We start from the raw sequence: 26,104 nt of genomic DNA on the forward strand, positions 1-26,104 counted from the left end.
AACTAAAACAATTGGATTACAAAGACTATTACAAAATACTCGGGGTCAGCGAAAAAGTAAACGTTGACGAAGTAAAACGCGCTTATAGGCAGCTTGCCAAAAAGTACCATCCCGACATGAACCCTAACGACCGCAAGGGCGCGGAGATAAAATTCAAAGAAATCTCCGAAGCCTATTATGTGCTCGGCGACGAAAAAAGAAAACAGGAATACGACATGATGCGCAAGGGGGGATATGCCTATACTGGAAGGCCCGGCCAGTCGTACGCGAATACCCAGGGGTTCGACATCGACGACCTTCTTTCCCACCTCGGTTTTGCGACACGGAGCAGCGGCAAAAGAAGTGCTTCAACCCGGAGTGCCCGCTCGGCACAGATGGACTTTGACGTTTTTGACGATGCATTCGGAGACACTTTTTCACCGGGGGAGAGAAGGGGTTTTACGAACGTGTATAGTTCATCGCCTCAGACGGAGAATGTCAGCACGGACATAAATGCCCAGATAGAAATACCGAAAAGGATCGCTGATAACGGAGGGAAAGTAGAACTTTCTATTCAGGGAAGAAAAAATATCACCGTGACGATCCCAAAAGGCGTCACTGACGGAACAAAGCTCCGGCTTGCAGGTCTCGGGAACCCGTGCCCCTGCTGCGCTAAAAAAGGCGATCTTCTTGTGAAGATAAGGATCAAAGGTTAGGCGCCAATAGATTTGACATTCGTCCATTATTCGTCTACTATTCGTCTATACCATTTAAGGGGGGTTGGCAATGTTTAAACCAAGATATTCCATAACCAATAAACTGCTTGAGAACATCAAAAGAATAACAGAGCTGGTCACACAGCTGAACAGCAAGAGGTTTCCCAGGGTGGTACTGATGGCGATGGAAAAAGAAGCCAGGGAGCTGTCTTCACATACTTCAACGAGCATAGAAGGCAATCCCCTGCCTCTGACCGAAGTGAAAAGGATCCTCAAAACAAGGCCCGGGAACCTGAGGGATACGGAGCGCGAGGTCATAAATTATAACCGTGCGCTGGAAGACCTTAATAAGTTATTGCGCAAGGGGCCTCCGCTGCTCAGCAGTAAATTGGTCCTTGATATCCAGAGATCCATCACAAAAGGACTGATAGAGAAGCATCGCTGCGGCAGACTGCGCGATGAACCGGTGTTCGTGAACGATCCAAGAACGGGGAAAACGATCTATTGGCCGCCCGATCAGAAGGACGTCAAGAAATTGCTTGATGAATTGCTCGAATATACCGGGAAGAACAAAGTGAGGACAGACCCTCTTATTCTGGCCGGCATTTTTCACAAGCAATTCGTGATAATCCATCCCTTTATGGACGGCAACGGAAGGACATCAAGACTCGCGACAAAAGTTTTGCTGGCTTCGATGGGACTTGATACATTTAACCTGTTCAGCTTTGAGAATTATTACAACAAGAATGTGGGCAAATATTTTGAAAAGGTCGGGGTCAGGAACAACTATTATAACATCAAAGAAAGCGTTGATTTTACCGGGTGGCTCGAATATTTTACGGACGGTATAATCGATGAGCTGCTGCGCGTGAGCAAGGAACTGGAGGCGTCAGCGCTTTCTCCCAAAACCGCGCTAAGAACCTGCGACAAACAGGTGATCGATCACATTAAAAAACATGGATACATCACCGACAAGGAGTATTCCGGCCTTACAAAGAGAGCCAAGGCGACGCGGAACAAAGATTTTAACAGGCTTATTGACATGGGCCTTATAAAAAAATTGGGCAAAGGCAAAGCGACGTATTATAAACTGAGGTAAAAAGCCTGCGCTAAAAAGGGCGATCTGCTGGTGAAAGTGAATGTGAGAAACTAAATCAAACGCCTTCCGGTGTTTTGTCCTTTTTTCTAAGCGCGGTCATTACTCTTCTGTACCTCAAAAGCCCGCCAAGGCTGACAAGTCCGAAAAAGGACAATGCCGTTCCCGCGAAATTAAGCGGATCGGATAAATAAGCCAGAAGATCAAATCCTTTAGCGCCACCCGCTTTGCTTGCGGCACGAACAGATGGTACCGGCGCGGCAGCAGCAGCGGTCTCCAACGGACGTGAAGCGGTGATCGCCGGTGTTTTTAAGATCGTCTTTGCGGCTATTGCTGCCGGTTTGACAATTTCTCCGGGAACGGTTTCAGGCACGGCTGCCAAGGCCGGTCCCTTAGGTGCGGATAGGCTTGCGGTCTTTGTCTTGAGGCTTTCCCCGAAGGAAGGCGGGAGAAGGGTTACTGAGACATAATGTGTTATATTTTCAGAGCCTTCGTGATACGGATGATATGCATAATCTACTTGAATAAACCCCAGCCGCAGTCCGACACCGAACGTCGGATCTGAAGAAACTTTTGTATCTGAGGCTGCGCTGAGCGACTGATCGATCCCTCCCCTCAAAATCAAGATAGGATGTATCATCCATTCCACACCGGCATGCATCAACGAAGGCACATTTCTGGATACATAGGTGTCCCTGTCGACTTCTACTTTTAATTTATTATCAAGCAGATTGACAGCTGCGCCGGCTTTCACAACACAGGGAATGCTTTCGTATACCCCGTTATACCAGTTCATCCTGCCGCCGCTTTCGACAGGCAGTACGTTTTGCGCCACGGCCCCAAGGCTTAGCCAGTTAAAAGGCGTGAATTTAGCGCCTACATCAAGGTCCTTCCCGAGCCCGGATGCGGCAAACGAACCGGTAAATCCTTCATCAAAGACTTTTGCGCTGGCGCCGACACTGAGAGCTTCGTTAAGTTTAGCGGCAGCAGTAACGACATACAAATTGTTATGATAATCAAAATAGCTAAATCCTGTCTGAGAAGGCGAGGGGATATTAGTAACCTGGGACCCAACGGCTCCGATGCCCAGGGCGCCCTCTATCCCGCCAAGATTGAACGGTGTCGCGACCGCGAGTGTCGCATAAGGGATATCATTAAGCACGTTGGAATACATCGAGAGCATCGTCCACGATTTTATCGATGCCAGCCCGGCAGGATTCATGAAGATGGAGCTGGCGTCATCTGCCGAAGCTACGAATGCTTTTCCCATGCCCATCGGTCTTGCGCCGACACCTATCTTCATAGGATCTTCCTGGATACCTACCACCGTCAGGGCAAGTAAAGGTCTTATTTGCGATATCAACATTGTGCAAACGATCAAGGTAAAAATAATACATCTATTTAATGTATTCATTTTACGTACACTGCTATCTTTCCTCTGGCCTTTATCTTGCCGGTGTTCTTGTCGATAAGATGCAGCAGATACAGGCCGGTGCCCGATACCTCGCCAAAGCCGTTAGTCCCGTTCCAGGTGACAGAATTGTCCCCTTTCTTTCCGCCGTTCTGTCCGGAGAGGAAGTTCATTTTATAGATCAAATCAGCCGATGTATTAAATATATAAAGGTTGACGGTCATAGGATTGAAAGGGTTTGGAGAGTTGACCGCCAGGCCCATCGGCAGGCCGTAGCTTGTGACCTTAAACGCCGAAGCAAGCTGCGTTTGAGTGCCGTCAGGATTGACGATCACTACATTCCGCAGTCCCTCATTTGCGCCTGACAGGTTAAACTTGCAGGTGATGCTTCCGGCGGCTGCCGCAATGTCAATACCGCTTATGTCGGCCTCTGTCGTCGATGTAAGCTTCACGGTAAGGCCGGTTGCAAAATTGGCTCCCGTTATTGTAACGGAGACCGGGGCTATGTTCTTTCCTTCAGCAGGGATTATACCGGTGATGATCGGAGAAAAAGCCGCACCTATTATAGAGCCGATAAACCCGCTTGAAGATGAATAACTGCCGCTGGACATCCCGACCGCCTGCTTGTAAGAGGAGCTTTGCGTCAGCCCGTAAGAAGAGGAAGAAGCTGTCATGCTGCTTCCGCTGCTAACTGTTTGTGTCGTCACGCTATAGCTGGCAGAAGTAGCGGCCCAAATTTGCCCTGCCGCAACAACGATCAAAATACCTGCCAAAGCCGTTCCGATTAACCTTTTTTCATATTTACCATAAAATAATATCTACCGTCATTTGGCGTATTTATTTATACTCGTGAATAATTATAACTCCATTAGCGCCTACACCACCCGTTGCAGTCGTATCGGTACCACTAATTCTGAAGCATGCTCCTCCTGCACCTCCGCTTCCATATAATGCTCCTGCGGTTCCTGTAACAGCAATTGCAGTAGTAGGGACATAAACACAAATGCTCTGGGAACCATACAAAGAAGCGCCTCCTGCACCAGAGATACCAAGCGTTCCTGACATGCGATATCCGGATCCGCCTGTACTGCCATCAATATTGACATCACCCGTAGTGCCCGCTGCACCTCCGGCCCCACCAGAAGCAGTTAAAATCGTAGATCCACTGGCCATAGTCGTCCCTCCACCACCTCCATTTGCGGTAATTGATGTTCCATCAAATTGAGTTTGGCCTCCAACTGAACCAGACCCAGGACTTCCTCCAGCACCTCCCGTGCCTACTACGAAAGTAAATGTAGATCCACCGCTTGTTGCGATCCGCTTTGATGTGTAGGCACCGCCACCCCCTCCGCCTCCGGCAGCAGCCTTAGTGTTAGTTGTTATAGCAGTTCCTCCTGCGCCGCCGCCACCCCCACCAATCAATTCAACTTCAATAACCGTTACATCTGCTGGTACAGTATACGGACTCAAGCTTGGTAATGTAATCCTCGAAAGAACACCAAGATTTGTTAAAGTGTTGCTAGTGGCGGAAATTGTCTTGTTGGTCAATGTCTGCACAGCATCAAGCGTTACCACATTTGTTGTTAATATGGCATCAGGCAATGTCCCGGTTGTAATTTTTGATGCATCAAGATTTGGAATTGTGCCGGCTGACAGGGAAATACTATTGTTAGTATCAGATATGGTTTTATTTTTAAAGGTATTAACTGACTCCGCGGTGACAACACCTGAAATTTTAGAGCCCGCAAGAGATGTTATCCAAGCCGGATCAGCATACGAGCCATTAGAATAGACACCGTTGGTGACAGTTGTCGCGTTGTTTGCGGAAGTTGCCGAGGTCGCTGTCGCGGCGTTCCCGGAAATATCTATACTATACGACCCCGTTAGTATCCCTGATGCCAATGTTCCTGTTGTAATTTTTGATGCATCAAGATTTGGAATTGTGCCGGCTGACAGGGAAATACTATTGTTAGTATCGGAGATAGTTTTATTCTTAAAGGTATTAGCTGATTCCGCGGTGACAACACCTGAGATCTTAGAGCCCGCAAGAGATGTTATCCAAGCCGGATCAGCATACGAGCCATTAGAATAGACACCGTTGGTGACAGTTGTCGCGTTGTTTGCGGAAGTTGCCGAGGTCGCTGTCGCGGCGTTCCCGGAAATATTTCCTGAGATCTTTGAACCTGCAAGCAATGTTATCCAGGCCGGATCAGCATAGGACTCGGTTGTGAGGACGCCGTTCGTTACCGTGATCCCTGTCAGATTGGAACCATCAACAGCTGGTAGTTTTGCTGTTCCGTCTAATTGGATGAGTTTGCCGGGAGCGTTAAAAGAGTTCCCCTGTGTTGTGACGTTTGTGGAGAGTCTGGAATCCGAAACATTTCCCGCAGTCGCTGAATTGATCGCTGCTATTGCACTTTGACCTGCTGCATCAGAAGTGGCCAGAAGATTTGCCGTTATCGCGGTCGTGGCAGAAGTAGCCGCGCCTCCCTTGCTCGATGATCCGGCATAGTTAAAATTCGCCATCGTAGAATCTACTGTAACGACATCTGTTCCGCCTGTCTGGTGTGAAGAAGCGTGCGCGCCGGGAAGAGTAGTCCCAACGACTTTGCTTCCGGAAATGCTGACTATCTTTGCATCTGTTACCGACGCATCAGCAATTTTTGATGTTGTAACAGATCCGTCTGCAATAGAAGCCGCGGCTATCCCCGTCAACTTTGATCCGTCACCCGAGAAAGCATCAGCAGTGACAATGCCTGTGACAGTTATTCCTCCGGTAAGGGTGCCGCCTGATTTCAGCAGATAATTTGAAGCCGCGACTCCCGCAAGGTTATCGGAATCGGATGATTTGAAAGCATAGGGGGCCGTTACCAGCTGCATGCGGGGAGCCAGGGTCTCTCCCGCTATCGTGAGCTCAAGGTACGCATCGCTCCCGTTGAATACCAAAGCGTTGATGGGATCGCTGTTGCTGCCCAGGAGTGCCGAAAAGGTGCCGTGGCTCTCCGGCACTATATTATATGTAGAGGAGGTCCACAGTGCCGTTCCGCCTGTCAGGCCGTCGTAGATCTTAAAGGTTACTGCCTTTGTTGTGGTAACGGGGTTTCCCGCAGTATCGACAAGCCTGCCTTCGTAGCTTATCCTTGTCGGGATACTTGCTGAAGCTACTGATGTGATGACCGAGACCGGGACAAATAAAACCGCTACCAAGATGAACAAGGGTACAAGCTTAGACAACAGATTAGAGTTCAACATAATTTTTCTTCCTCCTTAGATTGTTTTTCGGGGTGCCGGATGTTCATATATTATAACATGCCTTTCGCTCTTGCAAATAAAGGCCGTTTGCCATTTCAACTATCATCACTATGCAACATTCCGTATTCCTCATACAACAGCATATCGGACGCATTTCTCGGAAATTTCACGCAATTTTCATTTCAGGCCCGGATCAGTTTAATAGCAACAGGATTATTATGTGACTGAGATCTAGAAAAACAAAAAGCGCATTTTACCTCGGTCAAACGCCGTTCTGTTATAATTTGTTATGATTACGGAAGATCATGTTTGGCGTAACGGGATTCATATCCGGAAAGCATGCATGTGAGAAAATATCTCATAAAAACCTACGGTTGCCAGATGAATGAAAATGATTCCGAGATCATTGCGGGCATCCTCGAAAAGAACGGTCTTGTTAAGGCTTCAGATATTAAAGAGGCTGACATCGTGATCGCCAACACGTGCTCGGTCCGCGACGCGGCAGAGAGAAAAGCAGCCGGATTCATAAATACACTTATCAAGCTCAAAAAAGAAAAACCCGGCCTGCTTGTCGGGGTCGTGGGCTGCATGGCAGAGAGGCTGGGGGAGGAGCTGGTCAAAAAGTTCAAATTCGTTGATTTTGTTATGGGGACAAGCGACTTCCGCAACTTCAAAGACACTTCCATAATCAAACGCGAGCCATCCGTAAATGCCTGGATCACGATAATGGAAGGCTGCGATAATTTCTGCTCGTTCTGTATCGTTCCTTACGTGAGAGGCAGGGAAAAGAGCAAACCCGTTGCGGATATATTGAAAGAGATCGATGAACTCGATAAAAATGTTTTTAAAGAAATAACACTTCTAGGCCAGAACGTGAACTCATACTCTTACGGTTTTCCGCATCTTCTGGACGCGGTCTCGAAGATCAATGGCATCAAAAGGATAAGGTTCATGACCTCCCATCCAAAGAATATGTCGGATGAGATAATCGAAGCGGTAAAAAATACCCCCAAAGTCTGCGAGAACTTCCATCTCCCGCTCCAGAGCGGGGACGATGAAATATTAAAAAGGATGAACAGGGGATATGACAGCGATTATTTCAGGAGGCTTGTCGAAAAAATAAGAAAAAAGATCACGGCATCAGCAATTACTTCTGATGCGATAGCCGGTTTTCCGGGTGAGACGGATGAACAGTTCGAAAACACACTGCACTTGATATCGGAGCTGGAACTGGACGCGGTCAACACGCTTGCTTATGATGTAAGGCCCGGCACAGCCGCGGAAAAGATGGAAGGAAGAGTGCCTCAGAAGATCGTCGATGAAAGGCTTCAGCAGCTTATAAAAGTTGTGGAAGAGACTTCATTCAAAAAGAACCAGTCTCTTGCCGGGTCAGTACAGGAGATCCTCGTAGAAAAAAAAGGCAAAGGCAGGACCAGGAGCCACAAAATGGTAAAATATCCAAGTGAAGCGGATGAGACCGGAAAACTCATAAAAGTCAGAATAAAATCGGCAAAGTCGTGGGTGTTGCTAGGAGAGGTTGTAAGTTGATATAATGAAACAAGCAAGGAGAAAATAATGACAAGCGAAAAAAACGATTCCCTGATGATATTTTCGGGCACGACGGCGCCGGTATTCGCGTCGGATGTGGCAAATTATATCGGGCTTAAGCTCGGAGGGATACAAATATCAAAGTTCCCGTCGGGCGAAATATACGCGCGCATCAAAGATAATGTGAGGGGGAAATCCGTTTTCGTGGTGCAGACGGGGACGCAGAACGTGAACGAAGATATCATGGAGCTTCTGATAATAATAGATGCTATGAAAAGAGCTTCCTGCAGGAGCATAACAACTGTCATCCCGCACCTTCCGTACGCAAGACAGGACAGAAAGGCGGCGTCCCGCGAGCCGATCTCCGCAAAGCTGATCGCAGACCTTTTAACAGCAGTCGGAGTGCACAGGGTTATAACGATCGATATGCATTCAGACCAGATACAGGGGTTCTTTAACTGCCCGGTGGACACACTTACGGCCCTGCCTCTGTTCGCGGCCTATATAAAGGGCAAGAACATCAAGGATCCCGTCATAGTGGCCCCTGATACCGGCAGGGCTAAGACCTCGAAAAAACTGGCTGACAGGCTGGGTTGCCCGCTTGCGATAATTCACAAACAGCGGCCGGAGCACAGCACGTCAGAGGTGACCCATGTGGTCGGCGATGTGAAAGGCAAGACAGCTATCATAGTGGACGACATGATAGATACCGCGGGCACCGCCACGAACGGCGTAAAAGCGCTTATCGATATGGGAGCTGAAAAGGATGTGTATCTGATGGCGACGCATGCGATCCTGTCAGGCCCGGCAGTGGAGCGGATAACAAAGGCGGGGATAAAGGAATGCATCGTCACCGATTCCGTTCCCGTACCTAAGGAAAGACAGTTCCCTTCGTTAAAAATAATATCGGTAGCCCCGCTGTTCGGCGAGGCGATAATGAGAGCGCATGAGAATTTGTCGATAAGTTCGTTATTTGATTAACCCCCTCTGTATCTCCCCCTTTTCAGGGGGAGAGGGGAAGGAATTTAGGAAAAGAGGAAATGCAAAAAGAAATTAAAATAGGATTGATCGGGTTCGGTACCGTCGGGAGCGGTGTGGCCGCGCTTTTACAAAAGAACGCGCTCTACATCGAAAAAATGACGGGCGTGAGCATAAGGATCGATCGGATAGCGGACACAGATATTTTAAGGAAAAGACCTGTAGACATCGATATGCGTATTATGACGCAGGACGCTTACGATATCATAAAAGATAAAAAGATAGACATTGCAGTGGAAGCGGTAGGCGGCACTGACCCCGCGCTGAGATTTGTCATCGACGCGATAAACGAAGGAAAACATATAGTCACTTCAAATAAAGAACTGATGGCGAAACACGGCCCCGCAATACTTGAAGCTGCCGATAATAAAGGGGTCCGCGTACTTTTCGAAGGTTCCGTGGGAGGCGGGATACCGATAATAGCAGGCCTCAGGCGGCTTTTGTCGGCCAACAGGATAGAGGAAGTGTACGGGATAGTGAACGGCACTACAAATTATATTCTTTCGGACATGGCCGCGTCAGGCAGGGACTTTTCGGCCTCTCTTGAAGCGGCAAAAAGACTGGGATACGCGGAATCGGACCCCAAGAACGATATAGAGGGATTTGACGCGTCTTTCAAGGCCGCCATCCTTGCTTCTGTCGCTTTCGGGCAAAAGGTCAATTGGGAAAAAATATATTTTGAAGGAATAGACGGCGTTACCGTGGAAGATGTCCAGTATGCGGAGGAAATGGGATACAGCATCAAACTTCTTGCAGTAGCAAAAAGAAAGAACGGCGGATGCGAGATCCGCGTGAATCCGGTCCTCATCGATAAAGACCATCCCCTTGCCGGGGTCTCAGGGGCTTACAACGCGATATACGTAAAAGGCGACAGTGTCGGCGAGCAGATGTTCTACGGCGAGGGCGCGGGCGGCGGGCCCACGGCTTCCGCTGTCGTTTCGGACGTGATAGAGATAGCCTTAAATCCGGATAAGGGGAATATAAAGCTTGAAGGCGAGGCAAAGATCGCGAACATAGATGACTGCGAAAGCAGGTTCTATGTAAGGCTGAGGGCCAAAGACGCTCCGGGAGTTCTCGCGGCAATAGCGGGCGCTTTCGGGGACAAAAAGGTAAGCATTCAGAGCGCGCTCCAGAAGGGCACTATTGATAATATCGCCACAATTGTTATAATTACTCATAAGGTCAAGGAAAGAAATTTCCGTGAAGCGGCAGAGACGATCTCGAGACTGCCTCAGATAGACACGATAGGCAGCATAATCCGGGCGGGAATGGAGTAATAAATGCTACTTGGAATATTGTCACCTTTTATGAAGAAGATAGTGGATGAAGAAGCTTCGTTCCCGTCGCCGTCGGCAAAAACAAAGATCAACAAAGCGATAGGAAGGTACAAGCTTCTTTCAATAGGCCAGAAATGGAAAGAGCACATGGAGGACATAAAGTTCGCGCTGGCCGACCTCCTGCTGGCAAGGGGCGAGGAAAAGGACTATAAAGAAGCCCTCGAAAGTTATAACCTGATAATCGCAAAGACCCGCAGCGCCGCCCTCAAAGGCAGGTCGCTGATCGGGAAAGCGGAGCTTGCCATCATGGGGATCGCCAATATGAGCGCCGATGAGGCCATAAAGCTCTGCAAAGAAGGGTGCAAACTTCTGAAAGGCGACCTAAGGGACTTTTTTGTCGCGAAAGGCACGGCCGTCGAAGCCGAACTGCTCGTAAAAAAATCTGGCCAGAAGAACATAAAGACTGCGGCAAAGCTTTTTGACCGGCTGATAGGCAGGAAGAACGCCAACCCTTATTTCCGCGGCAGGGCGCTTGTCGGCAAAGCCGAGCTGATACTTTACTTCGGGCTGGACACGCTTTCAAAGGGAGTGTCGCTTTGCGAGGAAGCCCTCAGGATATTCATTGACAGGCCTCTCGACTATTTCGCGATAAAGGGAAAGCTCATCGAAGCGGAAATGCTGGCAAGAAGAGGCGGCCCGTCAGACCTGCAGAAAGCAGAGAATGTCTGCGAAAAAGTGATCACCAGCTCATCGGCCCACAAAGACCTTCAGTCAAGGGCAAAACTTGTCCTGGCTGAGATCTCCAAGAAAGAAAAAGCAAAACAGCTGTTCGAGGAAGTGCTCCACCAGGAAGACATCGATCCATACCTTATAGAGAAAGCTAAATTGGTCAAGGAAAGGTTCAGGAATAAAGCGAACTGATCAGGTCGGCCCCTTAAAAAAATGAAAGCGCTTTCTTTATTTCGGGAAGCGCTTTTTTTGCGGCTTCTTCCCCTAATTGCACGAGACGCTCGGCTTTGTCCAGTTCAAGCGAGGATATCCTCTCATGTACCGGCGTGATAAGCACATCGCAGCCTTTCTTTTTGTCCCGGTCCTGGTTGAGTATAAAAAGGTCAAGGGCCCTGTCAAATATCTCAAGGATGTTCTTGAAATCATCCGCTTCTTCGAGCCTGGGGATGACATCGACGCCGATGACTATGTCGGCTCCCATCTTTCTGACGATGTCTGACGGAAGGTTGTTTTTTAAGACCCCGTCGACAAGAAGATGTTTTTCATACTTAAAAGGAATGTACATCCACGGAAAAGAGCAGGACGCGCGTACCGCTTTGCATACTTCGCCTTTATCAAGAACGACCTCTTCACCGGTCTTTATGTCGATGGTAACGGCCGAAAAAGGCTTTTCCATGTCAGCAAAGGTTTTTTTGCCTATCTGGCTGATCACAAAGTTCTCGATCTCCTCGCTTGAGACCAGTCCCGATTTTGAAAGGACGATCCTGAAGAAGTTCTTCCATTTGACCTTCGTCGCGATCTCCATCATCGTGGTAATGTTCACGCCGCCGGCAAACAACGATCCGATAAGCGCTCCCGCGCTGGTCCCCGCGATCATGTCAACAGGGATCCTGTGATCGTGGAAGACCTTTAATACGCCGATGTGGGCGAGGCCTCTTGCACCTCCGCCGGAAAGCGCAAGGCCTACTTTTTTCTTCCTGAAAGGATTAAAGAGCATGATTATTTTCTATCTTAACATATTTCATCTTCAGATCTCCTCGATTATCCTTATTACGATGTTCGGGTCAACAAAATTCGCGGTGCCTACGGCGATCGCGTCTGCTCCCGCGGCAAAAAACTCTCTCGCATCGGACGCGTTCATTATCCCGCCCATTCCAATGATCGGGACTTTAACCGCCTTTCTTACCTGCCTGATGAGTGACAGCGCGGTCTGTTTTATGGCAGGTCCGGAAAGGCCCGCAGTGAGTTTTTTCTTAGAATTAAGGACATCGACGGTGGTTTGAACGGTATTTATCATCGAGATAATATCGGCTCCCGCTCCGGCCGCGGCTTTCGCGATCACGGTAATATCTTTTACATTAGGCGTCAGTTTTGCTATCAAAGGAAGGCCGGTCGCCCTTCTGACGCTTGAGACCACTTCTCTTGTGAGAACCGGGTCCTGTCCGAATACCATGCATCCTTTATCGACGTTCGGGCAGGAGATGTTTATCTCTATCGCATCGATCCCTTTTTCCTTGTCCAGGACCTTCGCGATATCGGCATATTCTTCCACGGTCTCCCCCGCGATATTGACGATAACCGCGGTCTTGATCTTCCTTAGTTTAGGAAGGCAGTTCTTTATGAAATATTTGACCCCGTCATTTTGAAGCCCTATCGAATTAACGAGGCCGTTATCGACTTCCACAAGACGCGGCTGGGGATTACCGCTCCTCGCCTTTAAAGTTACGGTCTTCGTGACGATAGCTCCGAGCTTTTCGATATCGACGAGGTCCGCAAACTCGAGACCAAATCCGAAAGTACCGGACGCGACCATGACCGGATTCTTTAATTTTAAACCGCCAAGGACTACTGCCATATTATTTCCTTTGGATCGAACACCGGGCCGTCCTTACAGACCCTTTTACTGCCGTCTTTTGTGCTGATCACACAGCCGAGGCACGCGCCGATGCCGCACGCCATCCGCTCTTCCATCGATACCTGGCAGGAGATGCCGTGCTTTGCGGCAAGATCGCTCACGGCTTTTAGCATCGCTTTCGGGCCGCAGGCATATATCGCGGACTTTTTTGGGTCAAGGGATGAAAGATATGAAGAATACAGCGCCGCGACGTCGCATTTTGCGCCGCACGAGCCGTCATCGGTCGAAATATAGAGTTTTGTGCCTTTTTTTGCAAAGTCGTTCCTGCAGACAAGAAGTTCTTCGGTCGTCGCCCCCATGAAGAGATGCGACCCGATCTTCTTCTTTTTCAGTTCTTCTTCAAGGCCGTAGAGCGGGGCGGTCCCGCATCCGCCGGCTATCAGGATGGCGGTCTTTCCTTTGATTATCCTGAACCCGTTGCCGAGCGGGCCGATAACGTTCAATGTTTCCCCTTTTTTCCTTTTGGACAGGATTTCCGTCCCTTTTCCGACAACATGATAGAGAAGCGAGAACGAGTCTTTTCCGATAATATGGAAGCTGAACGGCCTGCGGAGCAGGGGAGTGGACGAGTTCAAAACTCTTACCTGGACGAACTGTCCGGGGCGTGCTTTAGTTGTTATTTTCCTGGACGAAAGAGCGATCTTAAAATAACCGGGGGCGGTATTTATATTCTCAAGTATCCTGCAGTCTTCCTGAAATAGCATTTGACTTAATTTTAGCAGAGTGGGCCCGCGCGTTCAAACAGAGTCCGGGGCCCTATATATGCCCCAGATAGTTCAATATCTGTCTGAAAGGTTCGGGGGTTATCCTCACATCTCCAGTGAACGGGAAATCGAGGGCCAATATGGTGAACAATATCAGGGTAATAAGGACAGCAAGAAGCGAGGTCATAAATATCTGCGGGACCGTGTTCTCGGTACCGAAAAACATGGTGAAACAGATCGTTATCAGGCCGCCGCTTATCAGGACGAACCAGAGCAGCGGATGGACCCCGTTATTTGATTCGTTGATCCGCATGCGTCTCAGCTCGCCTTTCTCGTTAAGTTTATGCACGGATTCCTGGAGGAAGATCTTCTCGGTCTCGGTGCGGGGCCGGTACGAAGCGTACAACCTGTATATTCTGGTGGAAAGCTCCTGGACATGCAGGCTTCTCTCCCCTTTTGAAAGAAGAGGCCATTCTTCGTTTATAATGCCTTTTGTATAATCATCCAGCGCTGTACAGATCTTTATCCTGAAATCCGGAGAGAGACCTTCGCTGTCGCGGTAAAGGTCGGCGATAGCGTTGGCCTCTTTTGACACGTTCGTGCTCGCGGTCTCAAAACTCTGCCATGAGATCACAACCATAAAAGCCAGAAGGACGGCGTAGATCACGCCCAGCGTCGTGAAAATATAGCCGGCCACGTCATTGTGCTGTTTTAATTTATGGGCAGGCATCAATCTTCCCGCGATATAAAGCCCGCTGACGGAGATCAATAATGATATGAGCAAAACTTTTTCAAGAAGCCGCAGTATTACGTCAAGGCAGCCGACCGGCTCGCCGTCCATTTCGATAAAGACCTCTTCTTTTGATGTAATACGGATCTCTTTGCCCCTTTTTATTATAACCTTTTTATTTGAGAGATGATGCCCGCCGTATATGCTCCCGATGTTTCGCAGGACCTCGATACGGCTCATGCCTTCCACTATCACGATATCGAAACTGCCGTCGTCAATGGCGGCGTTAGGCGCGATCATCATGCCGCCGCCGAAGAATTTACCGTTCGCGGCCACGCCGGCAAGCACCGGGCCTTCAAAAAAACCATGGCCGTCGACATTGACGGTGATCTTATGATTTTTCAGGAATATAAGGCTGGATAATATCCCGAGGATGAAAGCGGCTTTTCCCCGGAATACCTTCGGCGACCGGTTCACCCTTTCGGCGACGTCGGAAGAAAAGCCGATGCTTGATTCGTTGATGAACCTTCTTGAAGTGAAAGAACCGTTCTTTTTTCTGAAGATCGCCATGCCAGCATCTATTTTCTTTATATCGTTGTTGAGTAACCTGTTGACCTGTTCTTCGACCGACAGGTCGTCTATACCGAGAGTGCGGGACAGATCCTCTCCCGTGCCGCTCGGGAAATATCCCAGGCAGGCTTCATGGTTTATCTTCTTGTCGGAATCGTAAAAGCCGTTAAGGACCTCGTTCAGCGTGCCGTCGCCGCCCACCGCGATGATCGCGTCGTACCCGTCATAGAGCGCTTTACCCGCGATGTAGGTGGCGTGTATGTTGCCCTTTGTAAATGAAAAATCCAGCTTCCCGAGTTTAAGCTCAAAAGCTTCCTTTACGCGCGGCCAGATCTTTGCCGTATTTCCGCCGGCGGAATGCGGATTGACGATGAAATAATACCTCGGCACCATATTGATATTATACTTCAAATACCGATCTTTTGATGAAATTCCGTAAAAAAACATCCGATATATAAAAGATATGAAAACCGCTTTTCAAAGGATATTATTTCCGCTGGAATGCAACGGCCGTCACGCGGCGATCGCGGGAAGGATCGATGACGCGATACAGGACTATAGAAGACCGTATTTTAACGGTTACCGGACGCCTGTCCAGAGGGCCGGAACAGTTCTTGAATTCAATTCAATGGCATCGGGACTGGCAAAAAAATTGTCAGGCAATGCTGTCCCTATCGGTGACGAAACCATGCGCAGGGCCCTTGTCAGGACTTTCTGGCTGAATCCCAACGTGACGCTTGGCAACGGCAAGTTCATCTTTAAGGGAAGCAACGAGGGAGGGACGATCCCTGTCATCTGCAGAAGCGATGACGAGGAAATGCCGCTCGAGATCCCTGTAAAAGTGGAACAAAAAAGGTGCCTAGTCGAATCTCTGGTAAAAGCGGTCATCGGCGAGTCGGAAACGCTTTGCGCACAGGATTTTCTAAAGGTCGCTTCGTTGCTGAACGATCCGCGGCTGTTCGCGGACGTAAAAACATTCGATCCTGAAGCTATCCTCGTGCCCCTTCCCGAACATAACGGGGTCGCGGGCGACAGGCCGGACAACTGCTGGTCCCCGGAGAGGATCGAACCCTCGCTGAAAAATTATTCGGCGCAGAGAGCACAGATTTTGGAAGCCAACAGGAAATATTTCGAAGAGATGTTCAGGATATTCCCGGTCAGGGACGACACGGGTGAAAAACTTGAAGTAGGCAGCGGCCTCGGCAATTTCAGGGCGATGATACCGCAACGGCTTTGGCCTTCGATGATCCACATGGACTGGAATACAGCGCTGACAGCTTATGTAAAAAAGCACTATGAAGGCGCGAGGGCCGAAACGGGGAATATATACGATATCCCGTTCCCTGACGCGGCTTTTGAGAATGTCTTCGGCCTGACGCCTTTTGTCTCGTTATATTATCTCGACCACGCGATGGCCCAGATACACAGGGTGCTCAAGCCCGGAGGGACGCTGTTCGCATTTCAGGATATCATACCCAACGACAATCAGATGTCGGAACAGCTGGTCAGAAGAGGACTTTTTCCATACAGGAACCGGACCGCTTACAGTACAAAAAAGATCGACAGCAAAAAATTCCTGCTCAATATGGCCCTTGATGCATCCTGCAAAAAGATTGCCGATCGATCAGCATGGGAACAATATCTGAAAGTATCCAACGGGAAAATGGTGATACAGAACTGCTACGAATATTTACATCACTGGCTGGTCAATGAGATGAAATATGCCGGTTTCGATATCCTTTATGCCGGGTTTGAAAAAGTATTTGAGGTAGCCATGAGGCAGATCCATCACGTGGATGTTGATCACAGCGGTAGCGTGATCGATCCTGATGTATTGTTCAGATTTCAATGCGTCGAAGACGGTCCTTTTCACATGCAGCTTGAAATCCCGGGAGAATTGCCAGGTGACATCCGACGGGCCATCGGTCCTGACAGGCTGATCGAGTATTCAATAATCTGGGCCGTAGTAGGGCGGAAGAGAGAATAGATATCCGCTATCGCCGCGAATTATTTAACTGATGCCATGCTTTTCAGAAAGACCTCGACCTGTGTATCGGGAAATTCGCCGATGATGTCAGTGAAGCATCTTTCATCAGCTTTTAAAAGCGCGTTCAAAAAAACAGCCCGTGGTGCCGTGGTCATGCCGGCTATAAAAAGTGCAGCGGTCTTGTTGTCGAACCGGTCCTGGACAACAGACAAAAGATTTCTGGATTCACAGGAGATCAGGGCCGCCAGATCCGGCATCGATTCACCTGCGTTGCTGATGATCCCCGCCAGACTTTCGGAGGTCAGCGACTGAAGCGCTGAAGGAACGTTTGTTCTAAATCCGGCGGGTGCATTTAAAACACGGTGGGTTATCAGCCGGATGAGTTTTTCATCTTTTACTGCGGTATGCAAAAGCCATGCAAGAGGTGCGCGGTGCATTTGTTGCACTCTCAGCGCGAATAGTTCAACAGGACTTGGGTCCAGTTTTTCAAACGCCGCTGTTTTTATGGCTTCGGGAACCTCCTGGCTGCCATAGAACAGGTTCAAAAATTGTGTATCTGCAAAAACAAAGGCGGAAACTCTTTCAGGTTTGATCAGGCCAGTTTTGAATATTGACGCGCTTTTGTCATCAAATACCCCGTTGAACAATATGTTCCCTCCAGTTGTATCTGACATCTTGTCCGAATTTAATACGCCGGCCAAATAAATAAGGACCGGTTCGCTTCCTTTTCCTGATAAAGAGGGCGGGTTTTTGATAAGGGCGGATATGGCTTGTCTTACAGCCCATTTTGTGTCCGGCCCGGCTGAAGCCATCTCTGCGACAAAATTACAATTCATCTGGTGGATCAATGCCGGGATATGATCCTTGTCTTTCCATTCGGGATTATTAAGCAGCTCTGCGGACCTTGCCGGGCCCAAAATCTGGAGAATTGACGAGGTTGTTTCCGAGTAAAAATCAGGTTTGTGTAAATCTTTTGCCGAAAGGTCAAAAAAAGCGAATAATGCTTGGGCGGCTCTTGCATTGTCAGTGATATTTCCGATCATATCAGCTCTAGATCTGTCGGTCATTTTCGGATCCAAAAACACGTTTGAGATAACATCAGTCGGAAGAAAAGGATGATTCAACACTTGGATCAACCTTTCATGAGGGAGGCTTTGCAATGGCATCCTTTTGGCCGCGACATCAATTGCGAGCTTCCCTGCGCGGACCTTGCTGACGGTCAGATCTGTACGTATCATTATATTCCCCTTTCGATCGGTCATTTTTCGGCTCATGTATTTATCGTATGAAAAGACGGTGAATTTCAGTTATTTTTCGAACCATTTCCGTAAGCTCCCGTTTGACCGTCGCGGTGAAAAGAACGCAATCCCCTCATGCAGTTCAAAAGATATGATTTTGTAGTAAAATAGATGATATATGCGGGATTAGTTGACCGGTTCAACATCAGCTTCCCAAGCTGAAAAAATGGGTTCGACTCCCATATCCCGCTCATTGTGGCGTCGTGGCCGAGTGGTTAGGCTACGGTCTGCAAAACCGTTTACGCCGGTTCGAATCCGGCCGACGCCTTTGTTATAATTGGGTGCAAGCGCGTTTAGCTCAGCTGGTTAGAGTACTTGCTTGACAGGCAAGGGGTCACTGGTTCGAACCCAGTAACGCGCATTGAACGAAGTGAAATGCGCAATCCCGCGAACGCGGGATTGTTTTGCGACAGCAAAAAGGTTACTGGGAGAGAAAGGCATCTTTCCGCCGAGCAAGTGAGAGGAAGAGCAGCCGACACCCGAACCTCAAGCGAGGTGAGGCTGCGTAAGGAAAGATGCCATGGCCCGAAGCTGCCCCGCCCACGGGGCGCGGAGGCCGAACCCAGTAACGCGCAGTTGTTTTTTCTTATAGTTAAGAGGAAAATTCGGAATAGGGGTTTCCTCTTTTTCGTTTTATGGAGTTTTTCCTATAACTTTCCTATAACTAATTAACGATTATGTGCTTTTCCGGCATCTAAAAATGTGTGGGATTTACAATGAAATATAACGATGTATAATTAGACTACCTTAAGGAATTACATTATGAATAAATGGTTTTCTTTGTTTTGTCTAATAGTTATTTCTTTGGTTGTTATTTTGTCAGGATGTGCTCAAAGCCCTGTTGCATCTATAACCTCAACTACAGGAGGCAGAGAATACTACCCGAACACGCAGGGATATAGCTGGACTTATACAAATACATCTGGCAGCACTACAAGTGATTGGACAGAGTCATTCACAGGCGTGACCACTTACAATGGAATGACTATGCAAGTTCTTCATTCCAATTCTGGCGCTGGTTCTTCGGACGCTTTGATTGTAGTTACGGATAACAATGCGAAACAATATGGCACTCTCGCCAGTCCCACCACAGAAGCAATAACTGGATTGGTCTTTCCTCTGTCAATAAGAAGTTCATGGGTTGATTCTGTTACCTCACCAGTGTATACGGATACCGTCATTTCTATTGAGGATGTAACTGTACCCGCAGGGACATTTACAAACTGCTTCAAAATAAAGTCTGGTAGTATACATTCAAGCGGATATGGTTTTTATAAATGGCTTGCAAAAGATGTTGGATTTGTTAAATGGGTAAGTGTAGCTCCAGGTCAAACGGACGGCTCTTCCTATACAGACGTGTTAAAAAGCAAGAACTTTTAATTCATCATCTGCACTATCGGCTCCATTAAAGCTTTATTGTCTTTGCCTGAAACCCTACGAAAATCATTCATCACTACAAACTTATTGACACTTGCCTGCACATGTTCCGGTGATACATGAGTATATATTTCCGTCGTCTTAATGCTCGTATGGCCTTGACTGTTTTGGCTATGTTTTTGAAAAATTTCACATAATTTATGTTCCGGTGGAAAGTAGTATAATTATAAAATAATCCGCCGGCTGGCGGAAAGAAGGAGGAAAACAATGTTAATAGTTATATTGATCGTCGCGGTTTTTATTTTTTTTGCAGGCGTCAGGATCGTACGGCCGACGCACAGGGGGCTCATCGAAAGACTGGGAAAATACAGAAAGTTTGCCCAGCCGGGATTTCAATGGATAATTCCCATGATCGACCAGATGTACCAGATCAATATTACTGAAGTCATGATCAATGCCGAGCCGCAGGAGATAATCACAAACGACAATTTGAATGCCCGTGTCGACGCGCAGGTTTATTTCAAAGTAAGAGAAGACGAAACTAATGTAAAGAACTCCCAGTACAATGTCAATAATTACAGCTATCAGATAGTTAATCTGGCAAGAACGACGCTCAGAAATATCATCGGAACACTATCATTAAAAGCGGCAAACAGCGAAAGGGGGCGTATAAACGAAGAACTCCAAAAGACGTTAAAAAAAGAGACCGCCAGCTGGGGGATAGATATTGTAAGGACCGAGCTTAAAGAAATCGATCCGCCAAAAGATGTTCAGGAGACAATGAATAAGGTCGTAAAAGCCGAAAACGAAAAGATGGCGGCGATCGACTTTGCCACCGCTACAGAAACGATGGCCGACGGCCAAAGGCGCGCCGAGATCAAGAAAGCGGAAGGTTCGAGGCAGGCCACGATACTTGAAGCCGAAGGAGAGGCTCAGGCTATTGCGCTTGTAAACGAAGCCGCGAATAAATATTTTATCGGCAATGCGCAGATCCTTAGAAAACTGGAGGCGGTTGAAAAATCCCTCATGAATAACGCGAAAGTCGTTGTGCCGATGAACAGCGAGCTTGTGAACGTGATCGGCGAGCTGGCAGGCGTTGTACCGATAAAAACTAAAAGTTAATTGCTTTTGGTCCTGACACCCCGCATCCGATCCAATATATACTTAAGTGATGATGTCAGAACGACCGATAATCATCGGGTTTGGTCCTGCCGGTATGTTTGCCGCTCTTGAATTGATAGAACTGGGCTATAGCCCTTTGATATTTGAGAGGGGCAAAAGCATAGAAGAGCGCTCCGCGGACATTGAGAAATTTTTCAGGGAAAGAAAACTTGATGCCGGATCAAATATTCAGTTCGGAGAAGGCGGGGCCGGTTCTTATTCGGACGGGAAGCTGTTCTCCAGGAAGAACAATTCTCCGGTCGCAAGTAAAGTCCTGGAAACTTTTGTCAGATTTGGCGCTCCTGACGATATAATTTTCAAAAGCAAACCTCATCTCGGGACGGATGTTTTGTGCGAGATCGTTAAAAACATCAGGAAATATATTATCTCAAAGGGCGGAGAGATCAATTTCTCTTCGAAAATGACAGGCCTTATTGTCAGTAACGCCAGAGCAAAAGGCGTCGTCATTAATTCTGTTAAAGAATATTTGTCTTCAAAGATATTCCTTGCTATAGGCCATTCAGCCAGAGATACATTTGAAATGCTGCATGAGCAAAATATACTTATTGAACAGAGGCCGATATCTGTCGGCGTGAGGATAGAACATCCGGCCGAACTTATAAATATGATCAGGAATAACAAGAAAGCCGCAACATATTCATTTTTATACACTGATAAGGAATCCGGCAGGCGCGTTTATACATTCTGCATGTGCCCGGGAGGCGAGATAGTGAACGCCTCTTCCGAAAACGGGCATTTAGTGTTGAACGGGATGAGCTATTCAAAACGGGACTTAAAATATTCAAATTCCGCGATCGTTGTGACCTGTAAGACTTCGGATTACGGCTCTGATCACCCTTTGGCCGGGATATATTTTCAGAAAAAGATCGAACAAAAGGCTTTCGTCGCGGGCGGGGCCTGTTGGGAAGCTCCGGCGCAGAACCTTGAAGATTTCCTGCGCGGCAAAATGTCCGCAGCTCTGTTGGAAAATTCTTTCAGGATGGGAGTGAGACCAACACAGCTGTCAGATCTGTTCCCCGGTTTCGTCGCTGAGCATCTAAAAAAAGCATTTCTCCTCTGGAAAAAAGAATATCCGCTTTTTGTGAGTGACCAGGCAATATTGCTCGGAGCGGAAACTAGGACAACCTGTCCTGTCAGTTTTCCGAGGAATGTCAGGTGCGAGTCCGTAAATGTGAGAAATCTGTTTCCGATAGGAGAGGGGGCCGGTCATGCGGGAGGCATAACCAGTTCGGCAATAGACGCGATAAAAGCGGTGCGCGCGGCGGATGGTTGAAGCTAACCCAGTAACGCCCATTGATTATTTGCGGTGTTAAGGGGAAAGGTCAACGGAAGAAAAATTATCCAATAAGTTCATTTATTATCTTAAGCATTTTATCCGGCTCAAAGGGTTTTGCCAAAAATATATTATTCCCGGAATAATTACCTTTGGTCCTCTCATCGCTCTTCGTATAAAGAGCCGTAAGGATGACCACAGGGATGTTCTTTGTTGTATCATCTTCCTGAAGCAAAGCTTCCACTTCTCCGCCGTCCATATCCGGCAGCATTATGTCCAACAATATAAGGTCAGGCCTTTGTGCCTTTGCCTTTTCGACCACCTCAGCACCTTTCGTAACTTTTATCACTTCGTAATTTGCTTTTGTAAGCCTTCTCTCGATCATTGTCAACAGGTCTTCATCATCATCAACAATCATTATCTTTTTCATCCGCTTCCTCTTTCACTGAAACTTTGAAGCAATTATATTATACGATATGAGCCGAGTCAAGGAGAGATCATTTTACCGCCGAGCATGGCATTTGACTTGCCCCCCCCACAGTAATATAATTTAGCAAATTGCTAATTAATAAAATGGGTTTTGATTGTTTGTTTGTGGGAAAAAACCATGACACAGAAAGACAGAACTAAAGAAAGACTGATTGAAGAGATAAAGCTCCAGCAAAAGCGGATAGCGGAACTTGAGACAACAAACGCTGAGCGCAAACGGGAGGCTGAAGAGGCGCGCCGCATGGTGACGGTGGTGCGCGACTCGAACGATGCGATCACGATCCATGATTTTGATGGGCGGATCACCGCCTGGAACCACGGAGCCGAGCTGATGTTCGGCTATAGCGAAAAAGAGGCGTTGCAGATGACTATTTGGCAACTCGCCCCTCCCAATAAAGCGGCAGAGCAAAAGGATTTTAACCGCCGGCTTTTTGCGGGTGAAAAGGTCTACTCGTTTGATACCCAGCGGCTGACCAAAGACGGGCGCCTGCTCGACGTCTGGCTGACGGTAACGAAACTGGTGGACGATGCGGGAAAAGTAATTGGTATTGCCGCTACAGAACGCGATGTCACAGAGCGCAAAAAAACGGAGAAGGAGAAAAAGGCCGCGGAAGAATCAAAGATCGCCACAGAGATAAAGTCGAAGTTCACATCCATGGTCTCGCACGAACTGAGGAGCCCGCTCGCGGCCATTAAGGAAGGTGTAAATCTCGTAGTCGAAGGCTTGATAGGGGATATCAATGATAAGCAGAAGGACATGCTTACCCTCGTCAAAAATAATGTCGACAGATTAGCGCGCCTGATCAATAACGTCCTGGATTTCCAGAAGATACAAGCAAAGGGAATGGAATTTAAACTCCTGCCGAACGACATCAATGAAGTAGCGTCTGAAGTCGCCAAAACTATGAATGTCATGGCGGAAATCAAACAGTTGAGCATTACAACAAACTTCGATGATAATGTCCCTAAGATCAAGTTCGATAAAGACAGGATCAACCAGGTGATCACCAATTTAGTGAGCAACGCGATAAAACTCACCGAAAAAGGAAGTATCGTTATCGGTACAAAAGCGGAGCATGACGAGGTGCATGTAATGGTGCAGGATACAGGCCCGGGGATCAAGAACGAGGACATACAAAAGCTCTTTCAGCCGTTTGAGCAGCTGGACAGCGCAAGAGACAGGAAAAAAGGCGGCTCCGGGCTGGGACTGGCCATTTCAAAAGATATCATCACCGCGCATAAGGGGAATATATGGGCCGAGTCTGAATTCGGCAAAGGAGCGACTTTTCATTTCACCCTGCCGGTAAAATAACGCGGGAGAAGTTATGGCAAAGAAAATCCTGGTAATTGACGACGAATCTGATCTGCTCAAGGTCACATTGGTAAGATTAGAGGCGACCGGATATGAAGTGTGCGGCGGTGTCGACGGCCAAGAGGCGCTGGAACTTGCAAAAAAATATGCGCCCGATCTGATAATACTTGATGTGTACCTGCCCCTGATTAACGGGGATGAGGTCGCCAAAATATTGAAAAAGGATGAGGAGTTAAGGCATATCCCGGTAATTTTGATCTCCGCTACCACCAGATCTCTTTCTGAAAGAGCAGGGGAGAGCGGGGCGAGCGGTTTTCTTGCAAAGCCGTTTGAGCCTGAAGAGTTGATCGGTTTGATCAAAAAGATCCTGGGATAAATGAAAGGTCAAGAATCTCCCTACCCCTTTATTTCACCAATGCCGTCAAGTTCCGCGATGAGTTTTTCAAGTTCGCTGTAGCCTTTGTCTATCTTTACCTGATGAACATGCGCCTGTTTCTGCAACCGCTGTATCTCCTGCCACTCATTTTTTGCGCTTGCTTGCGCTATTATCAGATTCAATGATTCCAAAGCGGTCTCTTCATCATCAATTGTCTTTTCAACCTCTTTTGTCTTTGCTATTATTTGTTTACGCTTATTATTTATGTCATGTTCAATGCGCGGCGATTCATTCTTTGCCTGTTTTTTTGCCTTTTTCGGTTTTTTCCCTTCTTTTTCCCAGCCGGCATTATCCAAAAAGTCCTGATAAGTACCGTTATAGAACATGGCTTTATCTTCATTGAACACTATCAGTTTTTTTGCGAGATGATGCAGGAACATTTCGCTGTGGGTGACTATCACTACTGCGCCGGGAAATTCATCCAGAGCCGCTATCATGGAATCGCAGGATTCAACATCAAGGTGGTTCGTCGGTTCGTCCAGTAAAAGGATATTGGTCGGCGTCAGCAATATCTTCGCGAGAGACACCCTGCTTTTTTCCCCGCCTGAAAGGACCGATATTTTTTTTAATGCCAGATCGCCCGTGAACATCATTGCTCCGCACGTGCGCCTTATTTCCGTCTTGCTCAGGTCCGGCCTGAGCCTTGTCAGTTCTTCTTCTATTGTCAGTCCAGGATCAAGCCTCTCGATGTTCGTCTGGCCAAAATAGCCCATTTTGCAATTGGGATTATGGACAATTTCTCCTTCAACCGGGTTCAGTTCGTTAGCCAGCAGCCTTAAAAGCGTTGATTTGCCTTTTCCGTTCTTGCCGACGACGCATATCCTGTCTTTTTTTCCTATCGAAAAAGAAAGTCTTTTTATCAGCATATTGCCGGGCGTATAGCCGAAACTGAGATCTTCGACATTTATCAGATGAGATGAATGTGTTTCAAACCCGTTGAACCTGAAACCCAGTTCGGTTATTGTCGAGAGCTCTTCCTTTTTACCCATTTTGTCCAGGGCTTTTATCCTTGACTGCACAAGACTTGCTCTTGCCGCCAGGGCGCGGAACCGGTTTATGAATTCCATGGCTTCTTCCCTTTTTCTGTTCTCTTTTAACCGTGTCCTTTCATAGACTTCTTCTTCAACCGCGATCTGCTCAAACAGTTTTACGGTATCTCCTTCTATCTTTTTCATCTTGTGCCTGTGTATGCCTATGGTATGGGTGGTGACGCTGTTCATAAAATCCCTGTCATGCGTTATGAGCATCAGTTCGTTCTCCCAGTTCCGAAGGAACCTTGTCAGCCAGCGGATCGAAATGATGTCAAGATAATTTGTCGGTTCATCGAGCAATAACAGATGAGGCTCCGCAAGCAATACTTTCGCAAGATTAAGCCTTACCTGGAAGCCGCCTGAAAATTCAAGAGGGGACCTGTACATTTCTTCTTCAGAAAAACCAAGCCCGGATAATATCTTCTCGGCCTTCCATATCTGGTCCTGCTCCTGCGGCCGCAGCCCCAGGCAGGCTTCCTGCAGAACGGTCGGCTCGTAAAATCTGAGATGCTGTTTTAAATATCCTACGGTATAATTTTTCGGCAGTGAAAGATGCCCCTCATCAGGGGACATCTCCCCGGTGATAAGCTTAAATAGCGTGGTTTTTCCGGAGCCGTTCCTTCCTACAAGGCCAATTCTTTCACCGCTATGGATATTGAAGCCTATATCATCGAATAGTGTCTGGTCCCCGAATGTCAGGGATAAATTGCATACTTGCAGCATATTATTAATATAGCATGAGCAAAGGTGCTTG

22 protein-coding genes and 3 tRNA genes are annotated in these 26,104 nt (G+C 47.8%); 15 read left to right on the plus strand and 10 right to left on the minus strand.

The features are described 5' to 3' along the window. Both NTZ10_00900 and NTZ10_00905 read left to right on the plus strand, forming a co-directional pair. Positions 1 to 695: DnaJ domain-containing protein (locus NTZ10_00900; GenBank protein MCX5748793.1), on the plus strand; the 695-nt coding region annotated here is incomplete at its 5' end. Positions 696 to 765: 70 nt separating this feature from the next. Continuing rightward, the gene (locus NTZ10_00905; GenBank protein MCX5748794.1) at positions 766 to 1,794 is read left to right on the plus strand and encodes a Fic family protein; all 1,029 of its coding nucleotides are present in this window, start codon (positions 766 to 768) and stop codon (positions 1,792 to 1,794) included. 55 nt (positions 1,795 to 1,849) lie between these two features. On the opposite strand, the gene NTZ10_00910 is transcribed toward NTZ10_00905, so the two are convergent. The 3 genes from NTZ10_00910 to NTZ10_00920 form a co-directional block, all read right to left on the minus strand. Beyond that, positions 1,850 to 3,094: a hypothetical protein gene (locus NTZ10_00910; protein ID MCX5748795.1), complete on the minus strand. Its 1,245-nt coding sequence runs from the start codon at positions 3,092 to 3,094 to the stop codon at positions 1,850 to 1,852. A gap of 107 nt (positions 3,095 to 3,201) precedes the next feature. Continuing rightward, the gene (locus tag NTZ10_00915) at positions 3,202 to 3,876 is read right to left on the minus strand and encodes a hypothetical protein (GenBank protein ID MCX5748796.1); all 675 of its coding nucleotides are present in this window, start codon (positions 3,874 to 3,876) and stop codon (positions 3,202 to 3,204) included. A gap of 163 nt (positions 3,877 to 4,039) precedes the next feature. After that, positions 4,040 to 6,454 carry a hypothetical protein gene (locus tag NTZ10_00920; protein MCX5748797.1) on the minus strand — a complete coding sequence of 805 codons (2,415 nt, stop codon included), beginning with the start codon at positions 6,452 to 6,454 and terminating at the stop codon, positions 4,040 to 4,042. A gap of 339 nt (positions 6,455 to 6,793) precedes the next feature. On the opposite strand from NTZ10_00920, the gene NTZ10_00925 reads away from it, so the two are divergent. From NTZ10_00925 to NTZ10_00940, 4 genes are read left to right on the plus strand one after another with little or no spacing between them, the layout of a single operon-like run. Continuing rightward, a complete protein-coding gene (locus NTZ10_00925; GenBank protein MCX5748798.1) occupies positions 6,794 to 8,002 on the plus strand; it encodes a MiaB/RimO family radical SAM methylthiotransferase in 1,209 nt (402 codons plus the stop codon). 27 nt (positions 8,003 to 8,029) lie between these two features. Then, positions 8,030 to 8,983, plus strand: a complete 954-nt coding sequence (locus tag NTZ10_00930; protein ID MCX5748799.1) for a ribose-phosphate pyrophosphokinase — start codon at positions 8,030 to 8,032, stop codon at positions 8,981 to 8,983. Positions 8,984 to 9,042: 59 nt separating this feature from the next. Continuing rightward, positions 9,043 to 10,317 (plus strand): homoserine dehydrogenase, encoded by a 1,275-nt coding sequence (locus tag NTZ10_00935; GenBank protein ID MCX5748800.1) that lies wholly within the window; start codon positions 9,043 to 9,045, stop codon positions 10,315 to 10,317. Between the two features lie 30 nt (positions 10,318 to 10,347). Then, a complete protein-coding gene (locus tag NTZ10_00940) occupies positions 10,348 to 11,238 on the plus strand; it encodes a hypothetical protein (protein ID MCX5748801.1) in 891 nt (296 codons plus the stop codon). Between the two features lie 13 nt (positions 11,239 to 11,251). Here NTZ10_00940 and NTZ10_00945 read toward each other — a convergent pair whose 3' ends face one another. The 4 genes from NTZ10_00945 to NTZ10_00960 are packed head-to-tail and all read right to left on the minus strand — an operon-like array spanning position 11,252 to position 15,376. Continuing rightward, positions 11,252 to 12,043 (minus strand): patatin-like phospholipase family protein, encoded by a 792-nt coding sequence (locus tag NTZ10_00945; protein ID MCX5748802.1) that lies wholly within the window; start codon positions 12,041 to 12,043, stop codon positions 11,252 to 11,254. A gap of 30 nt (positions 12,044 to 12,073) precedes the next feature. After that, positions 12,074 to 12,901, minus strand: a complete 828-nt coding sequence (locus NTZ10_00950; GenBank protein ID MCX5748803.1) for a dihydroorotate dehydrogenase — start codon at positions 12,899 to 12,901, stop codon at positions 12,074 to 12,076. Next, positions 12,892 to 13,665 (minus strand): dihydroorotate dehydrogenase electron transfer subunit, encoded by a 774-nt coding sequence (locus NTZ10_00955; protein ID MCX5748804.1) that lies wholly within the window; start codon positions 13,663 to 13,665, stop codon positions 12,892 to 12,894. Before NTZ10_00955 ends, NTZ10_00950 begins: the two co-directional genes overlap by 10 nt. 52 nt (positions 13,666 to 13,717) lie before the next feature. Then, on the minus strand, positions 13,718 to 15,376 hold the full coding sequence (locus tag NTZ10_00960) for a YegS/Rv2252/BmrU family lipid kinase (protein ID MCX5748805.1): 1,659 nt from the start codon (positions 15,374 to 15,376) through the stop codon (positions 13,718 to 13,720). A 52-nt stretch (positions 15,377 to 15,428) separates the two neighbouring features. Here NTZ10_00960 and NTZ10_00965 point away from each other — a divergent pair, with 52 nt between their 5' ends. Beyond that, on the plus strand, positions 15,429 to 16,952 hold the full coding sequence (locus tag NTZ10_00965) for a methyltransferase domain-containing protein (GenBank protein MCX5748806.1): 1,524 nt from the start codon (positions 15,429 to 15,431) through the stop codon (positions 16,950 to 16,952). A gap of 20 nt (positions 16,953 to 16,972) precedes the next feature. On the opposite strand, the gene NTZ10_00970 is transcribed toward NTZ10_00965, so the two are convergent. Next, complete coding sequence (locus NTZ10_00970; protein ID MCX5748807.1) at positions 16,973 to 18,190, minus strand: hypothetical protein; 1,218 nt, start codon at positions 18,188 to 18,190, stop codon at positions 16,973 to 16,975. Positions 18,191 to 18,370: 180 nt separating this feature from the next. On the opposite strand from NTZ10_00970, the gene NTZ10_00975 reads away from it, so the two are divergent. The 6 genes from NTZ10_00975 to NTZ10_01000 all read left to right on the plus strand — a co-directional run bounded on the left by NTZ10_00975 (position 18,371) and on the right by NTZ10_01000 (position 22,082). Beyond that, positions 18,371 to 18,441, plus strand: a tRNA-Gly gene (locus NTZ10_00975). A gap of 6 nt (positions 18,442 to 18,447) precedes the next feature. Further along, positions 18,448 to 18,518, plus strand: a tRNA-Cys gene (locus tag NTZ10_00980). Positions 18,519 to 18,537: 19 nt separating this feature from the next. Next, positions 18,538 to 18,611 (plus strand) — tRNA-Val (locus NTZ10_00985). Positions 18,612 to 19,012: 401 nt separating this feature from the next. Beyond that, complete coding sequence (locus tag NTZ10_00990; GenBank protein MCX5748808.1) at positions 19,013 to 19,630, plus strand: hypothetical protein; 618 nt, start codon at positions 19,013 to 19,015, stop codon at positions 19,628 to 19,630. Between the two features lie 264 nt (positions 19,631 to 19,894). Next, a complete protein-coding gene (locus tag NTZ10_00995; protein MCX5748809.1) occupies positions 19,895 to 20,749 on the plus strand; it encodes an SPFH/Band 7/PHB domain protein in 855 nt (284 codons plus the stop codon). A 52-nt stretch (positions 20,750 to 20,801) separates the two neighbouring features. Further along, positions 20,802 to 22,082, plus strand: coding sequence for a dehydrogenase (locus NTZ10_01000; GenBank protein MCX5748810.1), 1,281 nt, complete (start codon positions 20,802 to 20,804; stop codon positions 22,080 to 22,082). A gap of 64 nt (positions 22,083 to 22,146) precedes the next feature. Here the strand turns inward: NTZ10_01000 and NTZ10_01005 are convergent, their stop codons facing one another. Beyond that, a complete protein-coding gene (locus tag NTZ10_01005) occupies positions 22,147 to 22,512 on the minus strand; it encodes a response regulator (protein MCX5748811.1) in 366 nt (121 codons plus the stop codon). Between the two features lie 177 nt (positions 22,513 to 22,689). Between NTZ10_01005 and NTZ10_01010 the strand changes: the two genes are divergently transcribed. Continuing rightward, entirely contained in the window at positions 22,690 to 23,883 is a 1,194-nt protein-coding gene (locus tag NTZ10_01010) for a PAS domain-containing sensor histidine kinase (protein MCX5748812.1), read from the plus strand. Between the two features lie 13 nt (positions 23,884 to 23,896). Further along, on the plus strand, positions 23,897 to 24,259 hold the full coding sequence (locus tag NTZ10_01015) for a response regulator (GenBank protein MCX5748813.1): 363 nt from the start codon (positions 23,897 to 23,899) through the stop codon (positions 24,257 to 24,259). 20 nt (positions 24,260 to 24,279) lie between these two features. On the opposite strand, the gene NTZ10_01020 is transcribed toward NTZ10_01015, so the two are convergent. After that, positions 24,280 to 26,073 (minus strand): ABC-F family ATP-binding cassette domain-containing protein, encoded by a 1,794-nt coding sequence (locus NTZ10_01020; protein ID MCX5748814.1) that lies wholly within the window; start codon positions 26,071 to 26,073, stop codon positions 24,280 to 24,282. Positions 26,074 to 26,104: the final 31 nt, after the last annotated feature.

This window comes from Candidatus Saganbacteria bacterium, from assembly GCA_026387835.1.
In the GTDB taxonomy this organism is placed as follows: domain Bacteria; phylum Margulisbacteria; class WOR-1; order JAKLHX01; family JAKLHX01; genus JAPLKZ01.